At 35.9% G+C, this 24,638-nt stretch carries 25 protein-coding genes; 9 read left to right on the top strand and 16 right to left on the bottom strand.

Features of this window, described 5'->3' with window-relative positions; translation table 11 throughout:
* Positions 1 to 7 precede the first annotated feature (7 nt).
* Both RNZ47_RS11635 and RNZ47_RS11630 read right to left on the bottom strand, forming a co-directional pair.
* Positions 8 to 577, bottom strand: coding sequence for a hypothetical protein (locus RNZ47_RS11635; RefSeq protein ID WP_311940153.1), 570 nt, complete (start codon positions 575 to 577; stop codon positions 8 to 10).
* Positions 561 to 1,112: an RNA polymerase sigma factor gene (locus RNZ47_RS11630; RefSeq protein WP_311940151.1), complete on the bottom strand. Its 552-nt coding sequence runs from the start codon at positions 1,110 to 1,112 to the stop codon at positions 561 to 563. Before RNZ47_RS11630 ends, RNZ47_RS11635 begins: the two co-directional genes overlap by 17 nt.
* Before the next feature lie 396 nt (positions 1,113 to 1,508).
* On the opposite strand from RNZ47_RS11630, the gene RNZ47_RS11625 reads away from it, so the two are divergent.
* Both RNZ47_RS11625 and meaB read left to right on the top strand, forming a co-directional pair.
* On the top strand, positions 1,509 to 2,063 hold the full coding sequence (locus RNZ47_RS11625) for a DUF2911 domain-containing protein (RefSeq protein ID WP_311940149.1): 555 nt from the start codon (positions 1,509 to 1,511) through the stop codon (positions 2,061 to 2,063).
* A 91-nt stretch (positions 2,064 to 2,154) separates the two neighbouring features.
* The gene (meaB, locus tag RNZ47_RS11620; RefSeq protein WP_311940147.1) at positions 2,155 to 3,231 is read left to right on the top strand and encodes a methylmalonyl Co-A mutase-associated GTPase MeaB; all 1,077 of its coding nucleotides are present in this window, start codon (positions 2,155 to 2,157) and stop codon (positions 3,229 to 3,231) included.
* Here meaB and RNZ47_RS11615 read toward each other — a convergent pair.
* From RNZ47_RS11615 to RNZ47_RS11605, 3 genes are all read right to left on the bottom strand, one after another.
* A complete protein-coding gene (locus tag RNZ47_RS11615) occupies positions 3,228 to 3,800 on the bottom strand; it encodes a phosphatase PAP2 family protein (protein WP_311940145.1) in 573 nt (190 codons plus the stop codon). The genes meaB and RNZ47_RS11615 overlap by 4 nt on opposite strands.
* A 57-nt stretch (positions 3,801 to 3,857) precedes the next feature.
* Complete coding sequence (locus RNZ47_RS11610; protein ID WP_311940143.1) at positions 3,858 to 4,085, bottom strand: DUF8828 family protein; 228 nt, start codon at positions 4,083 to 4,085, stop codon at positions 3,858 to 3,860.
* A 97-nt stretch (positions 4,086 to 4,182) separates the two neighbouring features.
* Positions 4,183 to 5,562, bottom strand: a complete 1,380-nt coding sequence (locus RNZ47_RS11605) for an MATE family efflux transporter (RefSeq protein WP_311940141.1) — start codon at positions 5,560 to 5,562, stop codon at positions 4,183 to 4,185.
* Between the two features lie 355 nt (positions 5,563 to 5,917).
* Here RNZ47_RS11605 and RNZ47_RS11600 point away from each other — a divergent pair, with 355 nt between their 5' ends.
* A complete protein-coding gene (locus RNZ47_RS11600) occupies positions 5,918 to 6,856 on the top strand; it encodes a TolB-like translocation protein (protein ID WP_311940139.1) in 939 nt (312 codons plus the stop codon).
* 2 nt (positions 6,857 to 6,858) lie between these two features.
* Here the strand turns inward: RNZ47_RS11600 and RNZ47_RS11595 are convergent, their stop codons facing one another.
* From RNZ47_RS11595 to mnmA, 4 genes are all read right to left on the bottom strand, one after another.
* Positions 6,859 to 7,464: a magnetosome magnetite crystal formation protein family gene (locus RNZ47_RS11595; protein ID WP_311940137.1), complete on the bottom strand. Its 606-nt coding sequence runs from the start codon at positions 7,462 to 7,464 to the stop codon at positions 6,859 to 6,861.
* Between the two features lie 114 nt (positions 7,465 to 7,578).
* On the bottom strand, positions 7,579 to 8,520 hold the full coding sequence (locus RNZ47_RS11590; protein WP_311940134.1) for an NAD(P)H-dependent flavin oxidoreductase: 942 nt from the start codon (positions 8,518 to 8,520) through the stop codon (positions 7,579 to 7,581).
* Positions 8,521 to 10,155 carry a S8 family serine peptidase gene (locus RNZ47_RS11585; protein ID WP_311940132.1) on the bottom strand — a complete coding sequence of 545 codons (1,635 nt, stop codon included), beginning with the start codon at positions 10,153 to 10,155 and terminating at the stop codon, positions 8,521 to 8,523.
* Positions 10,156 to 10,176: 21 nt separating this feature from the next.
* Entirely contained in the window at positions 10,177 to 11,364 is a 1,188-nt protein-coding gene (gene mnmA, locus RNZ47_RS11580) for a tRNA 2-thiouridine(34) synthase MnmA (protein ID WP_311940130.1), read from the bottom strand.
* Positions 11,365 to 11,542: 178 nt separating this feature from the next.
* Here mnmA and RNZ47_RS11575 point away from each other — a divergent pair, with 178 nt between their 5' ends.
* The gene (locus tag RNZ47_RS11575; protein ID WP_311940128.1) at positions 11,543 to 12,520 is read left to right on the top strand and encodes a fasciclin domain-containing protein; all 978 of its coding nucleotides are present in this window, start codon (positions 11,543 to 11,545) and stop codon (positions 12,518 to 12,520) included.
* 250 nt (positions 12,521 to 12,770) lie between these two features.
* Here the strand turns inward: RNZ47_RS11575 and RNZ47_RS11570 are convergent, their stop codons facing one another.
* The 3 genes from RNZ47_RS11570 to RNZ47_RS11560 form a co-directional block, all read right to left on the bottom strand.
* Positions 12,771 to 13,472, bottom strand: coding sequence for a toxin-antitoxin system YwqK family antitoxin (locus RNZ47_RS11570; RefSeq protein ID WP_311940126.1), 702 nt, complete (start codon positions 13,470 to 13,472; stop codon positions 12,771 to 12,773).
* Between the two features lie 183 nt (positions 13,473 to 13,655).
* A complete protein-coding gene (locus RNZ47_RS11565) occupies positions 13,656 to 14,969 on the bottom strand; it encodes an MFS transporter (RefSeq protein WP_311940124.1) in 1,314 nt (437 codons plus the stop codon).
* A gap of 66 nt (positions 14,970 to 15,035) precedes the next feature.
* On the bottom strand, positions 15,036 to 15,851 hold the full coding sequence (locus RNZ47_RS11560; protein ID WP_311940122.1) for a M48 family metallopeptidase: 816 nt from the start codon (positions 15,849 to 15,851) through the stop codon (positions 15,036 to 15,038).
* Between the two features lie 226 nt (positions 15,852 to 16,077).
* On the opposite strand from RNZ47_RS11560, the gene msrB reads away from it, so the two are divergent.
* Entirely contained in the window at positions 16,078 to 16,560 is a 483-nt protein-coding gene (gene msrB / locus RNZ47_RS11555) for a peptide-methionine (R)-S-oxide reductase MsrB (RefSeq protein WP_311940121.1), read from the top strand.
* A gap of 95 nt (positions 16,561 to 16,655) precedes the next feature.
* Positions 16,656 to 17,210, top strand: a complete 555-nt coding sequence (locus RNZ47_RS11550) for a DUF1572 family protein (protein WP_311940119.1) — start codon at positions 16,656 to 16,658, stop codon at positions 17,208 to 17,210.
* 188 nt (positions 17,211 to 17,398) lie between these two features.
* On the opposite strand, the gene RNZ47_RS11545 is transcribed toward RNZ47_RS11550, so the two are convergent.
* A complete protein-coding gene (locus RNZ47_RS11545) occupies positions 17,399 to 18,682 on the bottom strand; it encodes an NAD(P)/FAD-dependent oxidoreductase (RefSeq protein WP_311940117.1) in 1,284 nt (427 codons plus the stop codon).
* Between the two features lie 120 nt (positions 18,683 to 18,802).
* Here RNZ47_RS11545 and lpdA point away from each other — a divergent pair, with 120 nt between their 5' ends.
* A complete protein-coding gene (gene lpdA / locus RNZ47_RS11540) occupies positions 18,803 to 20,176 on the top strand; it encodes a dihydrolipoyl dehydrogenase (RefSeq protein ID WP_311940115.1) in 1,374 nt (457 codons plus the stop codon).
* Between the two features lie 150 nt (positions 20,177 to 20,326).
* Here the strand turns inward: lpdA and aroQ are convergent, their stop codons facing one another.
* The 3 genes from aroQ to RNZ47_RS11525 form a co-directional block, all read right to left on the bottom strand.
* On the bottom strand, positions 20,327 to 20,740 hold the full coding sequence (gene aroQ / locus RNZ47_RS11535) for a type II 3-dehydroquinate dehydratase (protein ID WP_311940112.1): 414 nt from the start codon (positions 20,738 to 20,740) through the stop codon (positions 20,327 to 20,329).
* Between the two features lie 79 nt (positions 20,741 to 20,819).
* Entirely contained in the window at positions 20,820 to 21,326 is a 507-nt protein-coding gene (locus RNZ47_RS11530) for a porin family protein (RefSeq protein WP_311940109.1), read from the bottom strand.
* Between the two features lie 261 nt (positions 21,327 to 21,587).
* The gene (locus RNZ47_RS11525) at positions 21,588 to 22,154 is read right to left on the bottom strand and encodes a porin family protein (RefSeq protein WP_311940107.1); all 567 of its coding nucleotides are present in this window, start codon (positions 22,152 to 22,154) and stop codon (positions 21,588 to 21,590) included.
* A gap of 286 nt (positions 22,155 to 22,440) precedes the next feature.
* Between RNZ47_RS11525 and xerD the strand changes: the two genes are divergently transcribed.
* Together xerD and RNZ47_RS11515 are read left to right on the top strand one after the other, a co-directional pair.
* Positions 22,441 to 23,337, top strand: coding sequence for a site-specific tyrosine recombinase XerD (gene xerD, locus RNZ47_RS11520; RefSeq protein ID WP_311940105.1), 897 nt, complete (start codon positions 22,441 to 22,443; stop codon positions 23,335 to 23,337).
* Between the two features lie 107 nt (positions 23,338 to 23,444).
* Positions 23,445 to 24,638, top strand: coding sequence for a sensor histidine kinase (locus RNZ47_RS11515; protein WP_311940103.1), 1,194 nt, complete (start codon positions 23,445 to 23,447; stop codon positions 24,636 to 24,638).

Here is a 24,638-nt window from a genome sequence, read left to right as displayed (position 1 = left end):
AAGATGATTAGACGGCTTGTTTTGTGTCTTCAAAATTATCATCAGAAGTTTGTAATTCATTTAATTGCGACCGCAAACGATGCAACAGATTTAAACGGAATTTTAAATTATCGATTAATGCATTTACCGTTAACTCGCTGGGTCCGGACTCGGTTAATTCTATTGATAGGCGTTGGTATTCTTTATCCAATTCATCCAACTGCAATAAATAACCATCAAAAACCGCTTTGGTATCTGGCGTATATTTCATTTTAGACAACTCTAAATTGATGCTTGCCAAATAATAATCTTCAACCTTTTTTAACCCGGGAGACACATCGCCCAATGTTTTAATTTCAGCGGCATTTGTGGTTGCTACTTCAATAGGTCCATCGGGTTGAAAGTATTGATACGCCACAAAGCTCAACCCTAAAAGCACCACCAAACTAGCGGCTATTCGCATCCCGTAAAACAGGGGTTTTCGTCGTTTTGGCAATGCTTTATCCAACTTTTCAAGAAATCTATCCTGATGGTTTTTTGGCATCTTTTCGTTCAAAGCCTCATCCTCTTTAAATAATTCCCTAATATCTCGTGCCATTTTTTTTAAGTGTTAACAGTTCTTGTAATTTTGCTTTACCTCTAAACAATTGGGTGCGCGATGCGACTTCGGTAATATTTAAAATCTCCGATATTTCCTGATGGTCGTAGCCCTCAATCAAATACAGCATCACCACATATTGGTATTTATCCGGTAAATTATCAATAGCCCTTTTTACATCGTTTAATGTAGTGGCATCGTCTACCAACCATTTGTCGTCATTATCGGCATCAACCACTTTTAGGTGCACCTCGTCCAAGGCCACAAGTTTTTGTTTTTTGGACTTTAAGAAATCAATGCTCTTATTAACAACAATACGTTTTAACCAGGCCCCAAAAGTAACTTCCGCCTTGTATTGGTGCAATTTGGTAAACGCTTTAATAAAGGCCTCCTGCACCACATCTTCGGCATCATTAGCATTCTTTAAAAAACGGTTGGCAACAATATACATCCCGTCGCAGTACTGGTTGTATAACTGCAATTGTGCTTTCCTGTTGTTTTGTTTACATTGTTCAATAATGTCAACTTTAAGCATGCTAATTCTACTTTTGGTTCCAACCCACATCACATGGGATTAAGTTAGTCATTATAAAAGACGATTAAAAAAGTAACGTGTTGCAAAAAAGATTGTTTTTTTTTTAGAATGATATGTTTTTGGACGTTCCCTGCGGGTCGGGCTATCCGCTATATCTTTTATTTGGTAACTTCGAGAACCTCAGTCACCAAATAAAAGGATGCCGCTACTATCCCTAACGCGGGCTTATCCGCCAAGGTAGCGGTAAATAGCCGTTAAAAATTCAATATACATTGGTCAAATGCCGTTAGTCTTCACTAAAAAAATCAACCACACAACAAACCAAATAAATGTACGTTTCAACTTTATTAATTATTACTTTTTAAAGTATCTTTATCCCTTAATAAATTCTCCTATATGAACACCTTTTTAAAACGCGTTTTAATCCTATTGTCTGTTGTAGCACTTGGATTATTTTTATATTCTTATTTTGTTGAAAATATTTTTTCCAATCGTTTAAGCCCTAAAGATACCGTAGAATTCAAACTAAACGATTTAGAACTCGAAGTATTTTACAACAGGCCATCAAAAAAAGACCGCGAGATTTTTGGTGCTTTGGTGCCCTTTAATCAAGTGTGGCGAACAGGTGCAAACGAAGCAACTACCTTTGAAACCAATCAAACCCTCGATGTAAACGGCATGCCTTTACCAAAAGGCAAATATACGCTTTGGACCGTGCCCAAAGATTCGGTTTGGACGGTAATATTCAACTCCAAGCAATACCCTTGGGGTGTTACCAACGAAATGAAACCTTATTGGGACCCCAATTACGATGTGCTTAATGTGGATATTCCGGTTGAAAAACTAGACTCTACCGTCGAGCAATTTACCATAGCTTTCGATAACTCGACGGATAAATTATTTTTAACCATGGCTTGGGACGATGTAAAAGTTGCTGTACCGCTAAAATAAGTTGGCAGTTTTCAGTTGGCAGTAACCTGTATTCGGTCTTAAAAAATATACAATAAAAATTATTGTAAATTAGACAAACATTCGTGCATTCGTGGCAAAAGAAAAAAAATCAGCTTTAAAAGAAAATGAAGGTGTTTCGCAGTCCGAAATCACCAACGCTGCCTCTATTAAAAACATAAAAAAGAAACGCAACGCTAAAATAAACCCAAAAACCTTAGTGGCGGCCATCTTAAAAAATGATATTACGGCGCTAAGCAGGGCCATTACTTTGGTTGAAAGTAAAAATACCGACCACTTCCTCATCGCCAATAGCATTATAAAGCAGTGTTTACCGCATGCCAACAAATCCATTAGAATTGGTATTACCGGCGTTCCCGGAGTTGGAAAAAGCACCTTTATCGAAACCTTCGGAAAACACTTGACCGCATTAGGAAAGCGCGTTGCCGTATTAGCCATCGACCCAAGTAGTTCGCTAACAAAAGGCAGTATTTTGGGCGATAAAACCCGAATGGAAGAATTGGTAAAAGACGAGAATGCGTATATCCGTCCGTCGGCTTCCGGAAAATCCTTAGGTGGCGTTGCCAGAAAAACACGCGAAAGCATCATTTTATGCGAAGCCGCAGGTTTTGATGTGATTATTATTGAAACCGTTGGCGTAGGGCAAAGCGAAACCACCGTACACAGTATGGTCGATTTCTTTTTATTATTGAAATTAGCGGGTGCTGGCGACGAACTGCAAGGCATTAAACGCGGCATTATTGAAATGGCCGATGCCATTGCTATCAATAAAGCCGATGGCGATAATTTAAAACAGGCTAAAATCGCCAAGGTAGAATTTAACAGAGCGCTACACCTCTATCCTCAAAAAACCTCAAATTGGAAACCAAAAGTTATGTTGTGCAGTGCGCTGAAAAACGAAGGTATTGACGATATTTGGAATATCATTTTAGAGTATATTGAAACCACAACCCAAAATAATTATTTCAACAAAAAAAGAAAGGAGCAAAATAAATTTTGGCTCATTCAAACAATTGAAGACCAATTAAAATCAGATTTTTTTAACCGTCCGGATATTAAAAAAGAATTGGCTACACAACTGCATTTAATAGACAACAATAAAACCACGCCTTTCGCAGCGGCTTATTATTTGTTAAACCTTTCGCATTAATTCTGGGGTGCAAATCTGTTTAAAAGATATTTTGCCAGTTTGTAGAATAAAAACCCTGAAATTGCGCCAAAAGTTAATCCGCATAAAAGGTCCAACGGGTAATGTACGCCAACGTAAATTCTGCTATACGCCAAAACAGCACTCCAAAACAATAAAATAAAAATAAGGTTTTTATAATAAGGTTTAAGCATTAATCCTGCAAATACGGCTACTGCCATGGAGTTTGATGCATGTCCTGAGAAAAAACCATACTTACCGCAACGAACGGCAATAAATCGCATTTGATCAATTAAATCGGCTTCACCACAAGGTCGCGGACGTTCGAATGTACGCTTAAAAACATTGGTTATTTGGTCGGTAAAGGTTATCATTAAAGCCACTACAACAACAAAAACCAATAATGATTTTGCTCCAAATTTCTTATATAGAAACAACAACAACAACGCATAAAGCGGTATAGACGCTAACTTATTGGTGATAATTAACCACAAATTGTCCCAAGGCTGCGCCCCTAAATTATTTAAAAACAAAAAAAGTTCGGTGTCGTATTCTAAAAGTGTATCAATCATTATTGTTAATTTTTGCGACTGTATACCGGCAAAAAACTTTCCCTGTCCCCAAGGTATCTATTCCTCGTATTTTGCCACTTCGCTATCATAAAACTCGGTCGCTAATTTTATAGCATTTTCGGTTTCGTTTTCCAATTCCTTTTGGTCTTCAACATCAAAATCCTCAAACCATTCCACCTCATCATCTTCAAGATTGATAATAAATCTAGGAAATTCAGTATGAATTACAAAAATAGCATTTGGGTATTCTGTATTATCGCCAAGTATAAATTTTGGAAGTGCCATGGAAGTTATAAATTATAAGTGCCTAAAATGCACTAAAGTTATTTTAAAAAAGCAAAGTTATCATTTATTCATTTAACTTTAAGTACTCAAGCGCACTTTAAATACTTTCAACTTTAATCAATTTTTTTGTCAAATAATCAAATCGAATATACAATAAAATGGCAGCTGTTGTTAATCCCGCCAGCAATCCTAACCAAATACCAAAACTTCCGTACGCCTCTTCCTTTCCTAAAAACCAACTTATGGGAAAACCAATTAACCAATACGAAATAAAGGTGATAACAGTTGGTATTTTAACATCTTGCAATCCGCGTAATGCGCCTAAAACCACAACTTGGATGCTATCACTTATTTGAAAAATGGCTGCCGCAATTAATAATTTTGATGCGATTTTAACCACTTCGGTATTATCAACCAGATTTTTTGCATCATCAAAATCGACATATATTTTAGGTAATTGGTTATGAAACGCAAAGAAAACAATAGCAAAACCAACGGCAAACAAGGTGCCCATTAAAAACAATGAAAACGCAATACGGCGCAGCTCAAAATAACTTTTTAAACCTCTTTGATTGCCCACCCTAATCATGGATGCAACACTTAAACCCATGGCAACCATAAAGGTCATTGACGACAAGTTTAGGGCAATTTGATTTGCCGCTTGCGGATTTTTCCCCAGCAATCCACTTAGCCAAATGGCAGCGGTAAAAATGGCGACTTCAAAAAACATTTGCATAGCGCTTGGTGCTCCAAGGTTTATAATTTTTTTAAGCATCAATTTATTGAGCACAAAAAACTTAATATTGGTTACAAAAGCTTTCGATTTGTCTTTTCCTTTTAACAAATACCATAAATACCAAACCATAATAAATCGTGATATTAAAGTGCCGTAAGCGGCACCTACGATGCCCATTTCGGGAAAACCGAATTTTCCAAAAATTAAAATATAGTTTAAAAATACATTTATAATATTGGCTAAAACGGTAGCGTACATGGGATATTTGGTCATAGACAATCCATCGCTGAATTGCTTGAAGCCTTGAAAAACAATTAACGGAATTAATGAAAACGCCACCAAATCCAAATACGGAATGGCCAGTTCGACAACCTCAACAGGCTGTTTCATTAAATACATAAGTGGTTTTGCAAAAAACACCACCAAAAACAATAAAACACCTAAGACCGTGCATAAAAACAACCCGTGTTTAAAAGATGATTTGCCATTTTTAAAATTCCCTTCGGCATCAGCCTCGGCGACCAAAGGCGTAATAGCCGTTGAAAACCCGATACCCAAAGACATAGCAATAAACATAAAACTATTACCTAAAGATACGGCAGCCAATTCAGCAGTTCCCAATTGACCAACCATGATATTATCAACAAAACTTACAAAGGTATGCCCTAGCATTCCCAACATAACCGGAGCCGCCAATTGCCAATTGTATTTGAATTCTTTGGTATAATCTTTTAATTGCATCCCGCAAAAGTAAACTTTAGCTTTAGCTTTTTAAACTTTATGATATAATTTTCTGAAAAATTAATAATTCATACATTAAACATTATAAAAAAAATCTATAAATAGCTGATTATTAAATATTTATTCGTATATTTATAATCCCTCAACATAGTTAAGCGCTTATTCTATTTGATTAGAAACCATTTTCGCTTTTGTTTAATAGGGATTTAAAAAAACTGAAGCTTTTATGTTTCTAAATTTTTAAAAGAGGCTGTCTCAAAATAGAGATAGCCTCTTTTTTCATTTTAACATTAACATAGTTTTTAGATTTTTTATTTCATGCATTTAGTATCTTGTGATACCTATTATTTTTTTTATGAAGCGACTATTATTCCTGCTGTTTACTTTTAATTTATTTTTTAGTTTTTCGCAACAAAACGTTACGCCATTTTTAGAGCATATTGTAAAACAATTTCCTAATGTTAGGGATATTGCCATTGCTCCAAAGGGCAACGAAATTATGTTTTCTGCGCAAAGCGTTATGGGGAACACATCTGCTATTGTTACCGTTTCAAAAATAAATGGTTTATGGAACGATCCAAAAATCGCATCGTTTTCTGGACAGTATTTCGATTTAGAACCTTTTTATTCGCATGATGGGTTAAAGCTTTATTTTGTATCGACAAGACCAATAGAAGCTTCAAGCAACGAGCCAAAGGATTTTGACATTTGGTATGTTGAACGACAGGGTTTAAAAAGCAATTGGTCTTCACCCAAAAATATGGGAAGCCCGATAAATACCGAACATGGGGAGTTTTATCCTTCAATAGCCAAAAACGGAAACTTTTATTTCACTCGTGATAACCCCGAGCTAAAACGTAAAGATGATATTTATGTAAGTAAAAACATTAACGGAAACTTAACCGAACCCCAAGCATTACCAAATACCATAAATTCTGAAGGTTACGAATACAATGCTTTTATTGCGCCCGACGAATCGTATTTGATTTTTGGTGGTTACAACCGAAAAGACGGTTTGGGCAGTGGCGATTTGTATATTAGTTATAACACTGATGAAGGCTGGACGAAAGCGAAAAACTTAGGAGACACCATCAATAGCCAAAAAATGGATTATTGCCCATTTGTTGATGTAAAAACAAACACCCTTTACTTTACAAGTAAATTAGATAATACCAAATCGCATTTTAAAAATCCTTTAACTCTTAACGAATTACTAACCGAGTTTAATAAATACGATAATGGGTTGAGTAGATTGTATACGATTAAATTTAACACTGATCCGTTTAAAAATTAATTTTAGGTTCTTAAAAAATTAATTTTTGGTAAATACCTAACATTCACTTTCTTATGAATTCTATATGAATTAATCAGAATTATTATGAGGTTAAAGCAATACATTACAACCACAAGAATCATCTGATTTCTTAAATTATTAATAATTATTGTTGGGCTTAACACTCCAGTAGTATCTATTTTATTAGCCAATAGTAACGCATTACATATAAAGCCGACAGAAAAAATTATTATCCAAGTTATTTGAAAATTAATAATTGATTTCGCCAAAACATTTACATCTTTTAATTTATCTTTTTTAGAAATCCACATAATCAATGGAATAATTATACCTAATAATGGAAAAAACAAAAAAGAAAGAGCAGATAGATTTAGAGCCTGCAAGTAACCATTATCTTCCTGCACAGTCCAATCAATTAAATCATCAGGAGTAACATGTAGTGCATTTGCCAACCGTTTAAGTGTATCACCTCGCGGTTCGGTTTCGCCATTTTCTATTCTTTGAATGGTTCTTAAACTTAAACCTGAATTCTCGGTTAACTCTTCTTGAGAAAACCCTTTTCTTTTTCTTAATGCTTTAACTCGATTTGCTAAATTTTTGTTCTTCATTTTAGTAGTATAAATTATTTAGAACAAATGTAGTTTCGTTGTGTATTATTGATACCGTCAAGCGTATGTCATTCTTACGTCATATAAGCCAAACACACATATTCAATTGAAAACTTACAGTTTAGGAACTTCTTTTTTAGCGGTTTCAAACTCACTCATCATATCTGTAACAATTTGTGCCACCGGTTTTATATCGTGAATCAATCCTGAAATTTGACCAATTTCCAGTTCACCTTCATCCAAATCGCCTTCAAACATACCGCGTTTTGCCCTGGCTCGTCCCAACAATTGTTTTAGTTCTTCTGGTGTTGGTGCAGTTTTATATAGTTCTTGAATATCGTTGTAAAACTTGTTTTTAATCAATCTAACAGGCGCGAGTTCTTTTAAGGTTAACTGGGTATCACCTTCTTTGGCATCAACAACCACTTGTTTAAAGTTTTGATGTGCCGAACTTTCCTCGCTAGCTACAAACCTACTGCCAACCTGTACGGCATCGGCACCTAAAACCATTGCGGCAAGCATGGATTTGCCTGTGGCAATACCACCGGCGGCGATTAACGGAATGTCAATTTGTTCTTTAACCATGGGGATAAGCGTTAATGTTGTGGTCTCATCTCTACCGTTATGTCCACCAGCTTCAAAACCTTCGGCAACAACCGCATCCACACCGGCATCTTGAGCCTTTAAAGCGAACTTTACGCTACTTACTACATGCACCACTATAATACCTCTATCTTGTAACCACGAGGTCCAGGTTTTTGGGTTTCCTGCAGAAGTGAATACGATTTTAACACCCTCCTCAACAATAATATCCATGATATCCTGAATATTAGGATACAACATAGGCACATTAACCCCAAAAGGTTTATCTGTGGCTTTTTTACATTTTTGGATGTGTTCGCGTAAAACATCAGGATACATGCTTCCTGCCCCAATAAGCCCTAAAATACCAGCATTACTTGCAGCCGAGGCTAATCGCCAACCACTATTCCAAATCATTCCAGCTTGAATAATGGGGTATTTAATATGGAATAATTCAGTAATTTTATTGGGCATTTAATTCTTTATAAATTTAAAAGATTTTACGCTGTTTTTTGATGTCGCATTGATAATATAAATGCCTTTTGATAAGGTAGCGATGTCGATTTTATTATCTGTACTGTTAATAAAACGTTGTAAAACCTGCTTACCTAAAATATCAAAAAACATTATGGTTAGTTTGTCTTCGTTAGAAGGCATTTTTACAAAAACAACAGCTTTGGAAGGGTTTGGATAAATTGAAATATTATTATCATTTTCTAAATCATCAATTGATAAAGCGTTGAACGCACTCCATAAATCGGGAATACCGTAACCTAATTGATAATCTGGTGTGCTAAATTGAGAACCCGATTCGCGAACCACCTGCATGATTTCTGCATTGGTTTTATTTGGTAAGGCTTGCATTAAACATGCAATTCCGCCGGCCAATATAGGCGAACTAAATGATGTACCATTGTTTGCACCAATTACATTACTTGAATTTATAACCGCCGAAGCCTGACCTTGCGCAACAACATCGGGTTTTTGTGAGGGTTGAAAACCATTTCCAACAGAACTAAACGTCGCATAACCCCCTGCTGAATTTACGGCACCAATGGTTAAAGTATATTCGGAATCTGCTGGACCGCTAACTCCTGCACTACCTTCGTTTCCTGCCGATGTAACCAGTAACAAGCCTTTTTCAAAAGCAATATTAGTGCCTTTTGTAATAAAGGTCGTATTCCCATCCATTTCGGCAGTTGTATAATCATAGTTAGGATAATTGGGAAAATCTTTATAACCCAAAGACGTGTTTATTATATCCACTCCTAAGCTATCTGCCCGTTCTGCGGCTTCAACCCAATAACTTTCTTCAACTGGGTTTTCATCATTATTATCTTCCGTTTTAAACAAATAATAGGTGGCGTCTGGTGCTGTACCCACAAAATTATTTAACACATAACCGGCCATGGTACTTAAAACTTGGGTACCGTGGTCGCCAGGACTTGCATATACATTCGCATTTCGGTTTACAAAATCGTAACCTCCCATTAAGTTTCCCGCATCTCTTAATCGCTGAAAAGCCCCCATGGTATCAACATTTTCAAAACCACTATCCAATACTGCAATGGTAACGCCAGAGCCCGTATAATCCGCAACATGCAAATCATCGACATTAATCATCTCTACCTGATTTTGGGTATTACCATAAGTAAAATTCACAAAGGTATTCTCAACGGTAAATTTATCCTTGGTTTTTAGAACCTCTTTTTCATTAGAATTTTTGGTGATGTTCAAGCTTTTATCGGCAAAATCAATACGGTCTACAAACGATGATGTTGCAGGATTTGTTAGTAAATCATTTATGTTGGTTTCAGTCCCCCTAACGTGTACCGCATTAAACCATTTGGATTTTGCCATAACGGTAATTCCCGTGGCATTTTTAAGTGTGGTAATGTATGATTCGTTAACCGGAACGTCTCTAACATCTATTGTTACCCCGTGTTTAGCTTTTCTATCAATGGCTTTTTGCATAAGAAATGCAGAAGGATTGTTAACGGGATATATATTGGTAGGTTTGTCTGTTAAATATACCCAAGCATCTTCTTGTTGGGCAAACGTGAAAAATTGAAACGCAAGAAAGCTTAGAATTAAAAATCGCCTTAACATATTATATTTTTTTTTGGTAAGTTACGAAATTACTCCGGAACCTATTAGTTCGTCATTTAAATACCAAGCTACAAACTGTCCTTCGGTGATGGCCGATTGAAATGCTTCAAACTCAACATATAATCCACTATCCACTTTGTGCAACGTTGCTTTTTGCAAAGATTGGCGGTAGCGAATGCGAGCCTGAACTTGCATGGTTTCATCAACGTTTAATGCCAAATCTTCACGCACCCAATGCAATTCTTCGTTAGTAACAAACAAGGCTTTTTTGTATAAACCGGGGTGTTCTTTACCTTGTCCGGTATAAATGATGTTCTCACTTACATCGGTATCAATTACAAATAAAGGCTCAACGGTTCCGCCCACAGCGAGTCCTTTGCGCTGACCTTTAGTGAAATAATGAGCACCTTGGTGCTTGCCAACAATTTTTCCGTCGTTTATTTTATATTCAATTTTTTTAGACAGGAATTTTAGTTTGTCTTCTTCAGATTGAAACTCCGGTACAGACTCATTAAAAAACTCCTGCTCTTTTGATACCTCAACAATCACACCTTCTTTTGGTTTTAATTGCTGCTGTAGAAAATCAGGCAACTTCACTTTACCAATAAAACACAAACCTTGAGAATCCTTTTTCTCGGCAGTTACTAAATCTAATTTCGTAGCAATGTCCCTAACTTCCGGCTTGGTTAATTCGCCGATAGGGAACAATGATTTTGCCAATTGCGCTTGCGATAACTGGCACAAAAAGTACGATTGGTCTTTATTATCATCAACGCCTGCAAGTAATTGGTAAATGGTTTCACCATCTTTTTCAATGGTTCCTTTTCTGCAATAATGGCCCGTAGCAACATAATCTGCTCCCAGCTCTAAGGCGATCTTCATAAACACATCAAACTTAATCTCCCTGTTGCACAGTACATCGGGGTTTGGCGTTCTGCCTTTTTCGTATTCGTTAAACATGTAGTCTACAATGCGCTCTTTGTATTGTTCGCTTAAATCTACCGTTTGAAAAGGGATTCCTAATCTCTCGGCAACCAACATCGCATCGTTACTATCGTCTAACCAAGGACATTCGTTAGAAATAGTCACAGAATCATCATGCCAGTTTTTCATAAACAAGCCAATAACCTCATACCCTTGCTGCTTTAATAAATAAGCTGCAACGCTAGAGTCAACACCCCCTGAAAGTCCTATTATTACGCGTTTCATAATTAAAAATTGGCTACAAAGATAAGATAAATATAGAAAATAGAAGTTTTAAAAAATCATTTGAAAACATCGATAAACCATATTTTGTTTATTTTTTTTGAAAAAAACTTCAACAAAGTTTGAATTTTTGTTTAACTTTATTATATATTTGTTGAACAAAATAGAAAACCTAATAAAAATGAAAGCATTAACAGCATTAAAAAAAGTGTTATTACTCACAATGATATCGGTATTATCATTTTCATGTAGTGACGACGACGACCCAATTGTGGTTAAACAACCAGAAACGATTGCAGAATTAGCAATGGCGACACCTGATTTAAGTAATTTAGTAGCAGCCTTACAGCGCGCAGACCTTGTAACTACGTTAAATGGTAGTGGACAGTTTACAGTATTCGCACCCTCAAATGTGGCATTCTCAAAATTTTTAACCGATAATGGCTTTGCTAGTTTAGATGACGTCCCCGTAGATGTGTTAAAACAAGTATTATTAAACCATGTGATTTCCGGAGAAGTAAAATCGGGTGATTTAACAACAGGTTACGGTGAAACCTTAGCTACTGAAGCCTCTTCTGATAATAATTTGAGCATATACATCAACACCAATGCGGGTGTGAAACTAAATGGTGTTTCAGATGTTGTTACAGCAGATATTGATGCCACTAACGGCGTTATCCATATAGTAGATAATGTAATTGGTTTACCAAACATAGTGGATTTCGCACTAGCAGATGACACCTTTTCGATATTGGTCTCGGCATTAACAAGAAGCGATTTAACGTTTGATTATGTAACTACCTTATCTACTTCAAATGGTACAGCACCTGCTCCATTTACAGTGTTTGCACCTACAAATGATGCTTTTGTAAGTTTACTTTCTGAATTAGGTGTGTCATCTTTAGACGATATAGATGAACCTACCCTGAAAGCAACCCTCGATTTACACGCTGTTGCTGGTGCCAATGTGCTTGCATCTACTTTAACCGATAATATGACCGTAACTACATTAGGAGGTGATATTACCGCTAATGTTACAGGTGGCGCTACATTAACCGATTCCAATGGTAGAGTGAGCAATATAGTAGTTACCGATGTACAAGCTGTTAACGGTGTTATACATGTAATCGATAAAGTGGTTTTGCCAAAGTTAAACTGATTTTAAAAAATAAAACAACAGCATAAATAAAGCACAATAACAACTTTAGTTGTACTTACAATTTATGACATTAAGGCTGTTATTATTAAATTATAAATAGAATAACCGAAATCATCTTTATAGTTGATTGCCAAAACGATTTTAAATTAATAAACAGGGATTTAATTAGATTAGTTTGGTTGTTAGATTGTAGACAGGGAAGATCTTGTCTATGAAAAAGAGGAGGCTGCCCGTAAAGGTAGTCTTTTTTTTATGGCTCGTTTTTAATATACTTAGGACTATATGTGAAGTTTTTTTCGTCCATTAATTCACCGTTTTCGTAGTAGTTCCATATGCCATGTTTCTTTCCGTTTTTATAAAGGCCCTCTGTTATTAGTTCGCCCTTTGAATTATAATATTTTGATGGTCCGTGCAGTTCGCCATTTACATAAAAAAATTCTTTTAAAACAATGTTGTTTTCTGAATACCAAACCGATACCCCATCCAATTTTCCGTTTTTATAAAACTGTTTTTCAGCAACCTGTCCGTTTTCATAATACACAAAGCGTTCGCCGTCTAAAACACCTTCATTGTTATAGTGCTCTAAAGTGAGTAAATTATCATTTCGATTTTGATAATATTTCCATTCACTTATATAGGTTTTCCCATCCATTTGCCCTTCACTAATAACTTTTCCTTTTGAGGACAAAAAAGTAACATAAGCCTTATTGTCAGTTTTATTAAACTGTTTAGTGGCGGTTAAAACGGGTTTCTTTCTAATGTTTTTATAAAACTTGAACAATCCTATTTCTTTTCCGTGAAAAAATTCGCCTTCGTATCTTAAAACCTCAGTACCTTCAAATGTTTTCTTCCAAATACCATGGCGCTTTCCGTTGGCATCAAATTGATTGATGCTTTGTGCAAATGCAAATGACGTTATAAAAGATAATAGGAAAATAAATATGTGTTTCATCTTAAGAATCTTTTTAAGAATTTGTGATTATGTAATACTAACGAAAAATAGTTTCAAATTGTATATTACAAAAAGACTGCCAAACATTTATTTTGACAGCTTTTAAATTTTGGAATATCCACAAGCTTTGGATTATCGTTAATACGACAAAAAAGTAACACTTTTAAAACGGTGTTTTTTTTATTAATCGGATGCAACGGTTCTGTGTTTCGGGACTCTAAACAATAAAATGATTCCTAATAAAAAGAAGACAAACAAAAACAAAATAGCGTTTCGCATGCTACCGGTAACTTGATCGATAGTCGCAAAAATCACCATTCCGAAAACGATACCTATTTTTTCGGCAACATCATAAAAACTAAAATACGACGTGGTATCATCGGTCTCGGGCAAAAACTTAGAGTAGGTTGATCGTGCCAACGCTTGAATACCACCCATAACCAAACCAACTATAGAGGCTGCAATATAAAACTGCATAGGCGATTTCATAAAATAAGCATAGAAACACAGGCACATCCAAACGCAGTTTACAGCAATAAGTGTTTTAATATTTCCGTATTTATTGGAAGCCCTTGAAGTTAGTATCGCCCCAAAAACCGCCACAATCTGTATCACTAAAATGCTAATAATTAAACCCATTGTTTTTTCGCTATCACCGCCCCAATCAATTTCTTCTTCACCAAAATATACAGCCACCAACATAATGGTTTGCACTGCCATACTAAACACAAAAAAAGCATACAAATAACGCTTTAACCGTAAATCTTGTTTAAGCTGTTTCCAAACTTGCCTTAGCTCTTTCAAACCATTAAAAACAATGGCCCGCGTTACTTTATGTCCAGACGATGTGCCTTTTGGTAAATAGTAAAACGAATACTGGCTAAACAATGCCCACCAAATACCAACGGTTACAAACGAATAGCGCATCATTTGCATTTTGGCGGCGCCTTCATCTTGACTCATTACCATAAATAAATTTACAAGGAGCAATAACACGCTCCCAATATAACCCATTGAAAATCCTTTGGCACTAATGGCGTCTTGTTGGTCTTCATAGGCTATATCCGGTAAATACGAATTGTAAAACACCAAGCTTCCCCAATACCCAATAAGTCCCATAAAATAAAATAGTAAACTTAAATGGATGCCATCAGGAGAAATATCGAACCAATATAAACCAATGCAACCTGCGCTTCCCACGTAGCAAAAAAACTTTAAAAAATTCTTTTTGTTTCCAACATAATCTGCTATTCCGGATAATATTGGCGACGTAAAAGCCACCACTAAAAACGTAAATGCCGTAACAAACGTTATTAAAGCGGTACTTTTAAATTCCATTCCAAAAGCTTGTAAGTTTTTAATTTCCGAAAGAAATAGCGACGAATAAAAAATAGGAAATATGGAAGATGCAATAGTAAGGGTGTAAACCGAGTTTGCCCAATCGTAAAATGCCCATGCATTAAGAAGTTTTTTACTTCCTTTTTTAAGTTGATTCATAAAAAAAGCTGCTCTTTTATGAGCAGCTTCTAAAGTAATCAAATATTTTAAAAGAGATAATATTTATTATCTAAATGAGGTAACACCAAACTTTTTTGCTTCTGCTTTGGCCTGTGGTGCCAATGCTCTTAAGTTTGCAATACGCGAATCGTTTGACGGGTGCGTACTCAAAATTTCCGGTGGAGATTGCCCACCACTATTGGCTTTCATGCGTTCCCATAATTCTGCACCTTCATCCGGGTTATAGCCTGCAATAGCCATTAAATACAATCCTATTTTATCGGCTTCGGTTTCGTGGGCTCTACTAAAAGGAAGCATCACTCCTACTTGCGACCCTATACCAAAAGCTTGGTTGTAAAGTTCTAAGTTTTCGTCGTCTTTTAAAGCTACATTAAGCCCTACAGCAGCCGCTTGTTGCAATATACCTGCACTCATACGTTGTTGCCCATGGTTAGCCAAGGCGTGAGCTACTTCGTGCCCCATAATGGCAGCGACCCCGGTTTCGCTTTTCGCAATGGGCAATATGCCCGTATAAAACACAATTTTACCACCAGGCATGCACCAAGCATTTGCGGTTTTATCTTCTACCAAAGTATATTCCCATTTATAATCGGTTAAATAGCCTTGGTGCCCATTCGCGTTTAACCAACGTTCTGCCGCCACAGCAATTCGTTGCCCAACGCGCTTAATCATTTCGGCATCCTTGGTTCCCTTTACTACTTTGTGTTCATTTAAAAACTGGTCGTATTGGGCAAAGGCCGTTGGGAATAATTGGGAATTTGGCATGATGGCCAATGTACTTTTTCCGGTAAATGGGTTTTCGGCACAAGAAAAAACCAATAGTGCCATTCCAAATAATATAAGTGTTTGTTTAAATCTCATTTTTCAATAGGGTTTTTATATTTGATAAAAATACAAAAATTGTACCTTTATTGTTTCTGACACAACATTTAATTATTGGTCACAACATGGTAAAAATAAACTGTGTTAATATTTTAAATTAACCCATTTGGCTTTAAGTTTACCTGATTTGCTCAACTTCTTACAATTTGTTTGTTAAGTTTAATGCGTGTTACCGACATATTTAATAAAAAAAACACCTATGAATATGAATAACCTAATCCCTTTATTGGCTTTTATAATTCTTTTTAACTGCAACTCTTCGGCCCAAAAACAGAACGAAAAAGTATCCAAAACCTTTGAAGTATCGAAAACTGAAAGCGAATGGAAAGCCGAATTATCTGAAATGGAATTTTATGTGTTGCGAAATGCCGGTACAGAGCGTCCGTTTTCCAGTCCGTTGAATAAAAACTACGCTGAGGGAACCTACCATTGTGTTGCATGTAACACGCCTTTATTTAAGAGCGAACATAAGTTTGATTCTGGTACGGGTTGGCCTAGTTTTGATAGGGAAATAAATGGCAACGTCGGGTTTTCTACAGATAACGATTTAGGCTATACGCGTACCGAGGAACATTGTGCCACTTGCGGCGGCCATTTGGGGCATGTTTTTAACGATGGCCCTAAAAACACAACGGGCAAAAGACACTGTATTAATGGAGTGGCTTTAAAGTTTATTCCGAAAGAATAAAGTTTAAAACTTCCAATTGTAAAAAATTAAATTCCAAAATGATGTTTTTCGAAATTTGAAATTTGTTTTTTTAGACTTCACATACCTTTCTTCTTATGGAAACCTCATATTTAACAAGCATTATTAAACAGTTTGAATATTATAAAAGTCTGGGTGACAAAACCTTTAACCAACTCACTTTTGAAAACATGCAGTGGCAAAGTAACGAAGACTCGAACAGTATTGCCATAATTGTAAAACACATGGCTGGAAATATGTTGAGTAGATGGACTGATTTTTTAACCGAAGATGGCGAAAAGGAATGGCGGCAACGCGATGAAGAGTTTGTTGATTCGTTTAATTCCATTGAAGATTTAAAGGCGGCTTGGGAAAATGGTTGGCTCTGTTTGTTTAATGCCATTAAGCCTTTAAAGACCGAGGACTTGGAACGTATTATTTATATAAGAAACCAGGGGCACACCGTTACCGAGGCCATTAATAGGCAATTGACACATTACGCCTACCACATCGGGCAAATGGTGTTTTTAGGGAAACTTATTAAAGGTGAAGATTGGCAATCGTTATCTATTCCAAAAGGGAATTCTGTAAAATATAATGAAGAAAAGTTTGCCAAAACAAAAGGGAAGCGTCATTTTACGGATGATTTATAGGAAAGAAAAATTCCAAAAAAATAAAAACTAAATTCCTGAAAAAGCACTTTTGCAAGTAGGCACGCCAGAAGGATTGAGGCATACTTCGACAAACTCAGTACAGGTTTGTTGGAGCTCGCCGACTTAAGAGGAAGCGACTGCCGAAAGCCTGTTTGCCTTTTTTATGGCAACTCGCCCAAATAGCGACCTTAAACTTTATGCTTTTTTTTATAAGGCCTAATTATGAGGCGCGCCTCTCGGTCGAACCGTACATAATTGTAGACCCAGTTTACGAATACGACCATGCGATTCCTGAAACCGATAAGGAAAAACAAGTGCACGAACATCCAAATGTACCACGCAAATATGCCTTGGAATTTGAATCGTTCTAAATCGACCACGGCTTTGTTTCGGCCAATGGTTGCCATGGTGCCTTTGTCTTTATAAATGAAGGGCTGCATGGGTTTGCCCTCAATTAATCGCAGCATGTTATCGCCCAACTGCCTACCTTGTTGAATGGCCGGTTGCGCCATCATTGGCAATCCGTTTGGAAAATCGTCGGTTACCATGCAAGCAATGTCGCCAACGGCAAAAATATGCTGATAGCCTTTTACTTGGTTAAATGGGTTTACCAAAAGCCGGTTGCTGCGGGTTACAAAATCGGCACTGTCCAAACCTTTTATAAGCGCGCCCTTTACGCCAGCAGCCCAAATAACGGTAGCGGTTTCGAAAACCAAATCGGTGTTTGTGGTTACCGTTTTGCCATCGTAATTGGTTACCCTAATGTTTTTCCAAACGTTAACGCCCAATTTTTCCAGAAAATCTTCGGCTTTTTCCGAGGCTTTTTCGCTCATGCCCTTTAAAATATAATCGCTGGATTGTATCACATTAATTTGTACCGAACGCGTATCCAAATCGGGGTAATCTTTTGGGAGGATGCCTTTTTTAATTTCGGCCAGCGCACCGGCAAGTTCAACGCCCGTTGGTCCGCCGCCAACTATTACAAAATTCATTAAGGCGTTGCGTTCGTTCAAGTCGGACGTTAATAAGGCATCTTCAAAATTTTCAAGAATCAAGCTTCTTAAATTCAAAGACTGCGGTATGGTTTTCATGGCCATACTGTGTTTTTCTACTTCGGCATTTCCAAAAAAATTGGTTGTCGAGCCCGATGCCACTACCAAATAATCGTATTTTAAATTACCAATATCGGTAATAACGGTGTTGTTTTTATCATCAATTTGGGTAACATTGGCCAACCTAAAATGAAAATTGGGGAAATTCTTTAATACTTTTCTAATGGGGTATGCAATGGAATCTGGTTCCAATCCGCCGGTAGAAACTTGGTATAATAAAGGTTGAAAGGTGTGGTAATTATTCTTGTCCAACAGCACCACTTGCACTTCTTGTTTCGATAATTTTTTGGCTAAGGCTATACCCGAAAAACCGCCACCAATTATAATTATTCTGGAAAAACTTGTAATAGGTATGTTCATAAAATAATACTTGCTACACAAAGGTACTATTAAAGATGCAAATTTATAGGGTTCTAAATTCTTTATTCGAATTCGATTTCGTAAATTCGTAGCTTCAAAAAACGACTTAAAATTTTACAGATGAAATACGATATTATAGTTCTTGGAAGTGGCCCCGGTGGTTATGTTACTGCCATTAGAGCCTCTCAGTTGGGTTTTAAAACGGCTATTGTTGAAAAAGAAAACCTTGGGGGAGTATGCTTAAATTGGGGATGTATTCCTACAAAAGCTTTACTAAAATCTGCTCAAGTTTTTGAATATCTTAAACATGCAGACGATTATGGGTTATCCGTTAAAGACTATGATAAAGATTTTGATGCGGTTGTAAAACGAAGTCGAAATGTAGCCGATGGCATGAGCAAAGGTGTACAGTTTTTAATGAAAAAAAATAAAATCGACGTTATTGAAGGCTATGGCAAAATAAAACCAGGTAAAAAAATTGATGTTGATGGAAAAGAATACAGTGCCGATAACATTATTATTGCCACAGGCGCACGTTCTCGCGAATTGCCAAGTTTACCACAAGACGGTAAAAAGGTAATTGGTTACAGAGAAGCGATGACACTAAAAAACCAACCTAAAAAAATGATTGTTGTCGGTTCGGGTGCTATTGGTGTTGAGTTTGCTTATTTCTACAATTCTATGGGAACCGATGTTACTATTGTAGAATATTTACCAAATGTTGTTCCTGTTGAAGACGAAGATGTGTCGAAACAATTAGAGCGTTCTTTCAAGAAAAGCGGTATAAAAATTATGACTTCGTCAGAAGTTACTAAAGTAGATACGTCGGGCAAAGGCGTTAAGGCTACCGTAAAAACCAATAAAGGCGAAGAAATTCTTGAGGCCGATATTATTCTTTCTGCCGTAGGCATTAAATCGAATATTGAAAATATTGGATTAGAAGATGTTGGTATTGTGGTTGATAAGGATAAAATTTTGGTAAACGATTTCTACCAAACCAATATTCCCGGGTATTACGCCATTGGCGATGTTACCCCTGGGCAAGCGTTGGCACATGTTGCTTCCGCGGAAGGGATTTTATGTGTAGAAAAACTTGCTGGGCAACATGTTGAAGCTTTAGACTACGGAAACATTCCGGGTTGTACTTATTGCTCACCGGAAATTGCAAGTGTTGGGTTAACCGAAAAACAAGCCAAAGACAAAGGTTTAGATATTAAAGTTGGAAAGTTCCCGTTCTCTGCTTCAGGTAAAGCGAGTGCTGCCGGAACAAAAGATGGTTTTGTTAAAGTGATTTTTGATGCCAAATATGGCGAATGGTTAGGTTGCCACATGATTGGTGCCGGAGTTACCGATATGATTGCTGAAGCAGTTTTAGGCAGAAAGCTAGAAACCACAGGACACGAAGTTTTAAAAGCAGTACACCCGCATCCAACCATGAGTGAGGCGGTTATGGAAGCCGTTGCTGATGCGTATGGCGAGGTAATTCATTTGTAGAGAGTTTCCTAATTCCTAAAGAATAAACATTTACTCGATTAAATCATAAAAAATGCGATTCATCAAATTGAATCGCATTTTTTTTACTATTGGTTATATGTAAGGGTGGCATTCACTCCCTCTAGGGAGGCGAGCTTTAGGCTTTAAATTTTAAAAGCTTTGTATCGCCAGCTCGTAACTCTGCAAGCCAAACCCGAGAATGACACCTTTCGCGTTTGGTGATATAAACGACTGATGCCTAAACTCTTCTCTATTAAACGTGTTGGAAATATGCACCTCAACCACTGGGGTTTCAATAGCTTTTACAGCATCTCCAATACCCACCGATGTATGTGTGTAAGCTGCTGCGTTTAAAATAATACCATCAAAATTAAAACCAACCTCGTGCAATTTATCAATGATTTCGCCTTCAATATTAGATTGAAAATAATCAATTTCAATGTCTGTATATTTTCTTTTTACTTCCTCTAAAAACTCGATGAAGGACAAACTGCCATAAATATTGGGTTCGCGTTTTCCTAATAAATTTAAATTAGGCCCATTGATGATGATAAGTTTTTTCATATCGTAAATATATTTAAAATTTGGGCATAAAAAAAGGAACTATACAAGCTCCTTTTCTATATTTAAGTATTTGATAAAATTAGAATCTATACCCCAATCCAACAAAGAAACCACTTAGTTTAATCGAGTAACCACTTGGAGCATCTTCAAGTAAATTTGCTAATCCCATATTATATCTGGCTTCAAGCAAGAAATTTTCAGTTATATCATAACCTATACCTGCTTCCAATCCAAAATTAAACGATTTCGCACCAGGTTCAGTATCAAGCAAAACTCCTAAAGCAGGTCCTGCTAATATATTAAACTCTTCTGAAACAGGAAATTTAGCTAAAAGCGGTATTGCAATTTGATCTAATTCTTCAACTGACACATAAAGTACTTCAGGTTGGAAAATAAAAGAATCCGAAACTTCTACTTCAACAAAAGCTCCAATATAGAAGCCCGTTTCTGAGGTTGAAACATTGTCTCCATCTGCTTTAAGTTTCATGGAAGCAAAATCAGCTCCAGCTTTTAATCCAAAGTTTTGAGCATTTATAGAGGTTAATCCAAATAATGCCACAGCAAAACATAGTAGTAATTTTTTCATAATTGATTTAAGTTTATTAATTATACTCAAACAAACATAAAATAACCCTACCTGTTTTACAAGAAAAAACATGTATAATATAGATATTTTTTCCTACAATATTGACTGCCAATATGTTATTAAGCAAAAAATGAAATTATCAACCAGCTAATTTAATGTATAAAACCAAATAAAGCGTTAAAACGTTTTTTTATGAATCCAGTTTGGGCATAAAAAAAACCGAAGTTAAACTCCGGTTTCTTTAAAGTTCAATCGTATGATTTAAAATGAAAATCCAACTGAAAACTGAAATACACCATTTTTCCAATTTAAGTTGTTAGTATCCGGCACTTCGGAAAACCCAAGATTATAACGAGCATTCAAATTTAATCCGCTATCGAATTGATAACCCAACCCAACATTTCCGCTAAAATCAAATGAATTTATATCGTCTTTTAAATCATCTTCCCCCCCATCGTATTTATCCTTAGCACTCAAAATAAACCCAAATTGCGGTCCTGCCTCGGCATAAAACCCATCGGTTATTTTAACTTGCGCCAATACAGGAACATTGATGTAATTTAGATTAAATGAACCTTCATCAAAACCATCATCGTAATTTGCACCTTGAGTGGAAAACAATATCTCTGGTTGGATTGCTAAATTGCCATCTGCATCTATGCAAAACCTACCATAACCTCCAAAGTGAAAACCTGTCCTGGAACTTAAGTCTTCAGTGTTTTCTCCCGAAAGAGAAGAGAAATTCACACCTGCTTTAATGCCTTTTCTACAAAAACAACTAGATAAAGTTAAAGCAGCAAACATCAAAATAATAAATTTAATTTTCATAATTAGCTGGTTTTTAGTTGATTAACATCTTTAAATTTAATGTTTTATTATGATAAAAACAAACTGTGTTAACAAAACAACAGTTTAAAAAAATGCTATTAGCTTTAATTTTCTACTTTGAAATTGGTAAAAACAGGGTTCTAAAGGTCTTCTTTCAAGATTGAATTTAATTGGTTTAAGTCTCAATAAAAGCATTGAGTTTTAATTGAAAAGCAGAACTTTTAATCTTTAGTTTCACAGGCACTAAACCTTTATTTTATAAGATTTTCTTTATTTTTACACACTGATGAAATGGCAACACGCACTTAAAGATTATCAACTTTATTTAAAAATAGAACGCGGATTATCGCAGAATTCTATAGACAGCTATTCGCTTGATATAAAAAAGTTGATTGTTTTTTTAGAAGAAAATAATATTAGCTTATCGCCTGTTTCCATTACTTCTGAAGTCATTCAGCAATTTGTTTACGAAACGGCAAAACAGGTAAATGCGCGGTCGCAGTCGCGAATAATTTCCGGATTGCGCAGTTTTTTCAATTATTTGGTTTTTGAAGATTACAGAACATCCAATCCGTTGGAATTGATTGAATCGCCAAAAATTGGAAGAAAATTACCCGACACCTTATCTGAAGATGAGATAGACCAACTCATTAATGCCATCGATTTAAGCAAACCCCAGGGCGAACGCAATCGCGCTATTTTAGAAACGCTTTACGGTTGCGGATTGCGGGTAAGCGAATTGGTAAATCTTAAATTATCCGATTTATTTTTTGATGAAGGTTTTATAAAAGTAACCGGTAAAGGCGACAAACAACGCTTTGTGCCTATTGTTGCTATAACTCAAAAGTATATTAATATCTATAGGAAAGAAATGCGCAATCATATCAATATCCAAGTGGGCTTTGAAGATACCTTGTTTTTAAATCGACGCGGAAAACAATTAACACGCGCCATGATTTTTACGATTATTAAACAACTTGCAGAAAAAATTGGTTTGAAAAAGAATATATCCCCGCATACCTTTAGGCATTCTTTTGCGACCCACTTATTACAAAACAATGCCGATTTACGCTCCATTCAACTCATGCTCGGACACGAAAGTATCACCACAACCGAAATTTATGTGCATTTAGATAAAAGCCATTTAACCGATGTTGTAGAAAAATACCACCCTAGAAAATAGAAAGCATTAAATTTTATTGTATCATTTTGCTAATCAGATTTTTAGTTTTAACAAATTAATGCTAACTTTATAAATGCATTCCTAATTAAATACCTTAGAAAATACAATTGAAATTTCACAGCTATCATACTTTAATTCTAAATAAATTTAAGGGTTTCCTGAAGCCAGAAACTCCTAAAATCAATAATTCTAAAAAACCTTGCGAAGATATAAAATGGCAATTGGCCGTTGATATTTCCGATATCGGTGTCTGGGATTTTGATGCCAAACTAAATAGGGTTTATTTTTCGCAACCATCAAAACGAATTATAGGTTTTGAAGACGACGATACCTTTGGCGACGATATAAACGCTTGGAATGACAGGGTGCATCCGGAGGATAGGGGAAAATACTTTCAGGACTATCAAGACCATATAAATGGATTAATACCATTATACGTTAACGAGCATAGAATAAAATGTAAAGATGGCTCTTACAGGTGGATACTGGACAAAGGGAAAGTAATTGAATGGGATAAAAATGGCAAACCAATTCGTTTTATTGGAACACATGTGGATATTACAAAGCATATTGAAAATGAAACAAAACTATCAAATACGTTAAACCTGGTTAGCGAACAAAATAACAAGCTTAAAAACTTTGCGCATATTGTTACCCATAATTTAAAACAGCATGCAGGTAATTTTGAAAGCTTGCTCGAATTTTATGAGGAAGCCAAATCTGAAAACGAGAAACAAGAATTAATAGATTACCTAAAATCACTGTCAAGTTCATTAACTAAAACAATTAGTAATTTAAATGAAATTGTTTCTATACAAAATAATAAAAACAATAAAATTGAAAAACTTTATCTGGCAGAGGAAGTGAATAAGATGATGGACGTACTAAACATTGCTATCACTGAGAATAATGCCAAAATAGTGAATAACATAGACCCAAAACTATACATTTTTTACAGTCCAACCTATTTAGAAAGCATCATACAAAACCTGTTCACCAATGCCATTAAATACAGGCATCCGGATAGAGCACCAGAAGTCACTCTAAAAACTATTTTAACAAAAGAAACCATAAAAGTTATATTAACCGATAACGGTATTGGTATCGATTTAGAAAAATTTGGAGACTCCGTTTTTGGGCTGTATAAAACGTTTCACAACAACCAAGATTCTGAAGGTGTTGGCCTTTACTTAATAAAAAACCAAATTGAAGCTTACGGAGGCGAGATAACCCTTGATAGCAAAGTAAATGTTGGTACCACCTTTACAATCACTATTCCAAACAAAAAAAAATCAGCTTAA

The organism is Hwangdonia seohaensis, assembly GCF_031932625.1.
Taxonomy (GTDB): Bacteria; Bacteroidota; Bacteroidia; order Flavobacteriales; family Flavobacteriaceae; genus Hwangdonia; species Hwangdonia seohaensis.
Note: the sequence above shows the minus strand (reverse complement) of the source record. Positions and strands in the feature narration are given on the sequence as shown.

Coding starts and splice junctions, on each gene's coding strand:
- RNZ47_RS11635 (WP_311940153.1), bottom strand. CDS start 577: ATGGCACGAGATATTAGGGAATTATTTAAAGAGGATGAGGCTTTGAAC.
- RNZ47_RS11630 (WP_311940151.1), bottom strand. CDS start 1,112: ATGCTTAAAGTTGACATTATTGAACAATGTAAACAAAACAACAGGAAA.
- RNZ47_RS11625 (WP_311940149.1), top strand. CDS start 1,509: ATGAACACCTTTTTAAAACGCGTTTTAATCCTATTGTCTGTTGTAGCA.
- RNZ47_RS11615 (WP_311940145.1), bottom strand. CDS start 3,800: ATGATTGATACACTTTTAGAATACGACACCGAACTTTTTTTGTTTTTA.
- RNZ47_RS11610 (WP_311940143.1), bottom strand. CDS start 4,085: ATGGCACTTCCAAAATTTATACTTGGCGATAATACAGAATACCCAAAT.
- RNZ47_RS11605 (WP_311940141.1), bottom strand. CDS start 5,562: ATGCAATTAAAAGATTATACCAAAGAATTCAAATACAATTGGCAATTG.
- RNZ47_RS11600 (WP_311940139.1), top strand. CDS start 5,918: ATGAAGCGACTATTATTCCTGCTGTTTACTTTTAATTTATTTTTTAGT.
- RNZ47_RS11595 (WP_311940137.1), bottom strand. CDS start 7,464: ATGAAGAACAAAAATTTAGCAAATCGAGTTAAAGCATTAAGAAAAAGA.
- RNZ47_RS11590 (WP_311940134.1), bottom strand. CDS start 8,520: ATGCCCAATAAAATTACTGAATTATTCCATATTAAATACCCCATTATT.
- RNZ47_RS11585 (WP_311940132.1), bottom strand. CDS start 10,155: ATGTTAAGGCGATTTTTAATTCTAAGCTTTCTTGCGTTTCAATTTTTC.
- mnmA (WP_311940130.1), bottom strand. CDS start 11,364: ATGAAACGCGTAATAATAGGACTTTCAGGGGGTGTTGACTCTAGCGTT.
- RNZ47_RS11575 (WP_311940128.1), top strand. CDS start 11,543: ATGAAAGCATTAACAGCATTAAAAAAAGTGTTATTACTCACAATGATA.
- RNZ47_RS11570 (WP_311940126.1), bottom strand. CDS start 13,472: ATGAAACACATATTTATTTTCCTATTATCTTTTATAACGTCATTTGCA.
- RNZ47_RS11565 (WP_311940124.1), bottom strand. CDS start 14,969: ATGAATCAACTTAAAAAAGGAAGTAAAAAACTTCTTAATGCATGGGCA.
- RNZ47_RS11560 (WP_311940122.1), bottom strand. CDS start 15,851: ATGAGATTTAAACAAACACTTATATTATTTGGAATGGCACTATTGGTT.
- msrB (WP_311940121.1), top strand. CDS start 16,078: ATGAATAACCTAATCCCTTTATTGGCTTTTATAATTCTTTTTAACTGC.
- RNZ47_RS11550 (WP_311940119.1), top strand. CDS start 16,656: ATGGAAACCTCATATTTAACAAGCATTATTAAACAGTTTGAATATTAT.
- RNZ47_RS11545 (WP_311940117.1), bottom strand. CDS start 18,682: ATGAACATACCTATTACAAGTTTTTCCAGAATAATTATAATTGGTGGC.
- lpdA (WP_311940115.1), top strand. CDS start 18,803: ATGAAATACGATATTATAGTTCTTGGAAGTGGCCCCGGTGGTTATGTT.
- aroQ (WP_311940112.1), bottom strand. CDS start 20,740: ATGAAAAAACTTATCATCATCAATGGGCCTAATTTAAATTTATTAGGA.
- RNZ47_RS11530 (WP_311940109.1), bottom strand. CDS start 21,326: ATGAAAAAATTACTACTATGTTTTGCTGTGGCATTATTTGGATTAACC.
- RNZ47_RS11525 (WP_311940107.1), bottom strand. CDS start 22,154: ATGAAAATTAAATTTATTATTTTGATGTTTGCTGCTTTAACTTTATCT.
- xerD (WP_311940105.1), top strand. CDS start 22,441: ATGAAATGGCAACACGCACTTAAAGATTATCAACTTTATTTAAAAATA.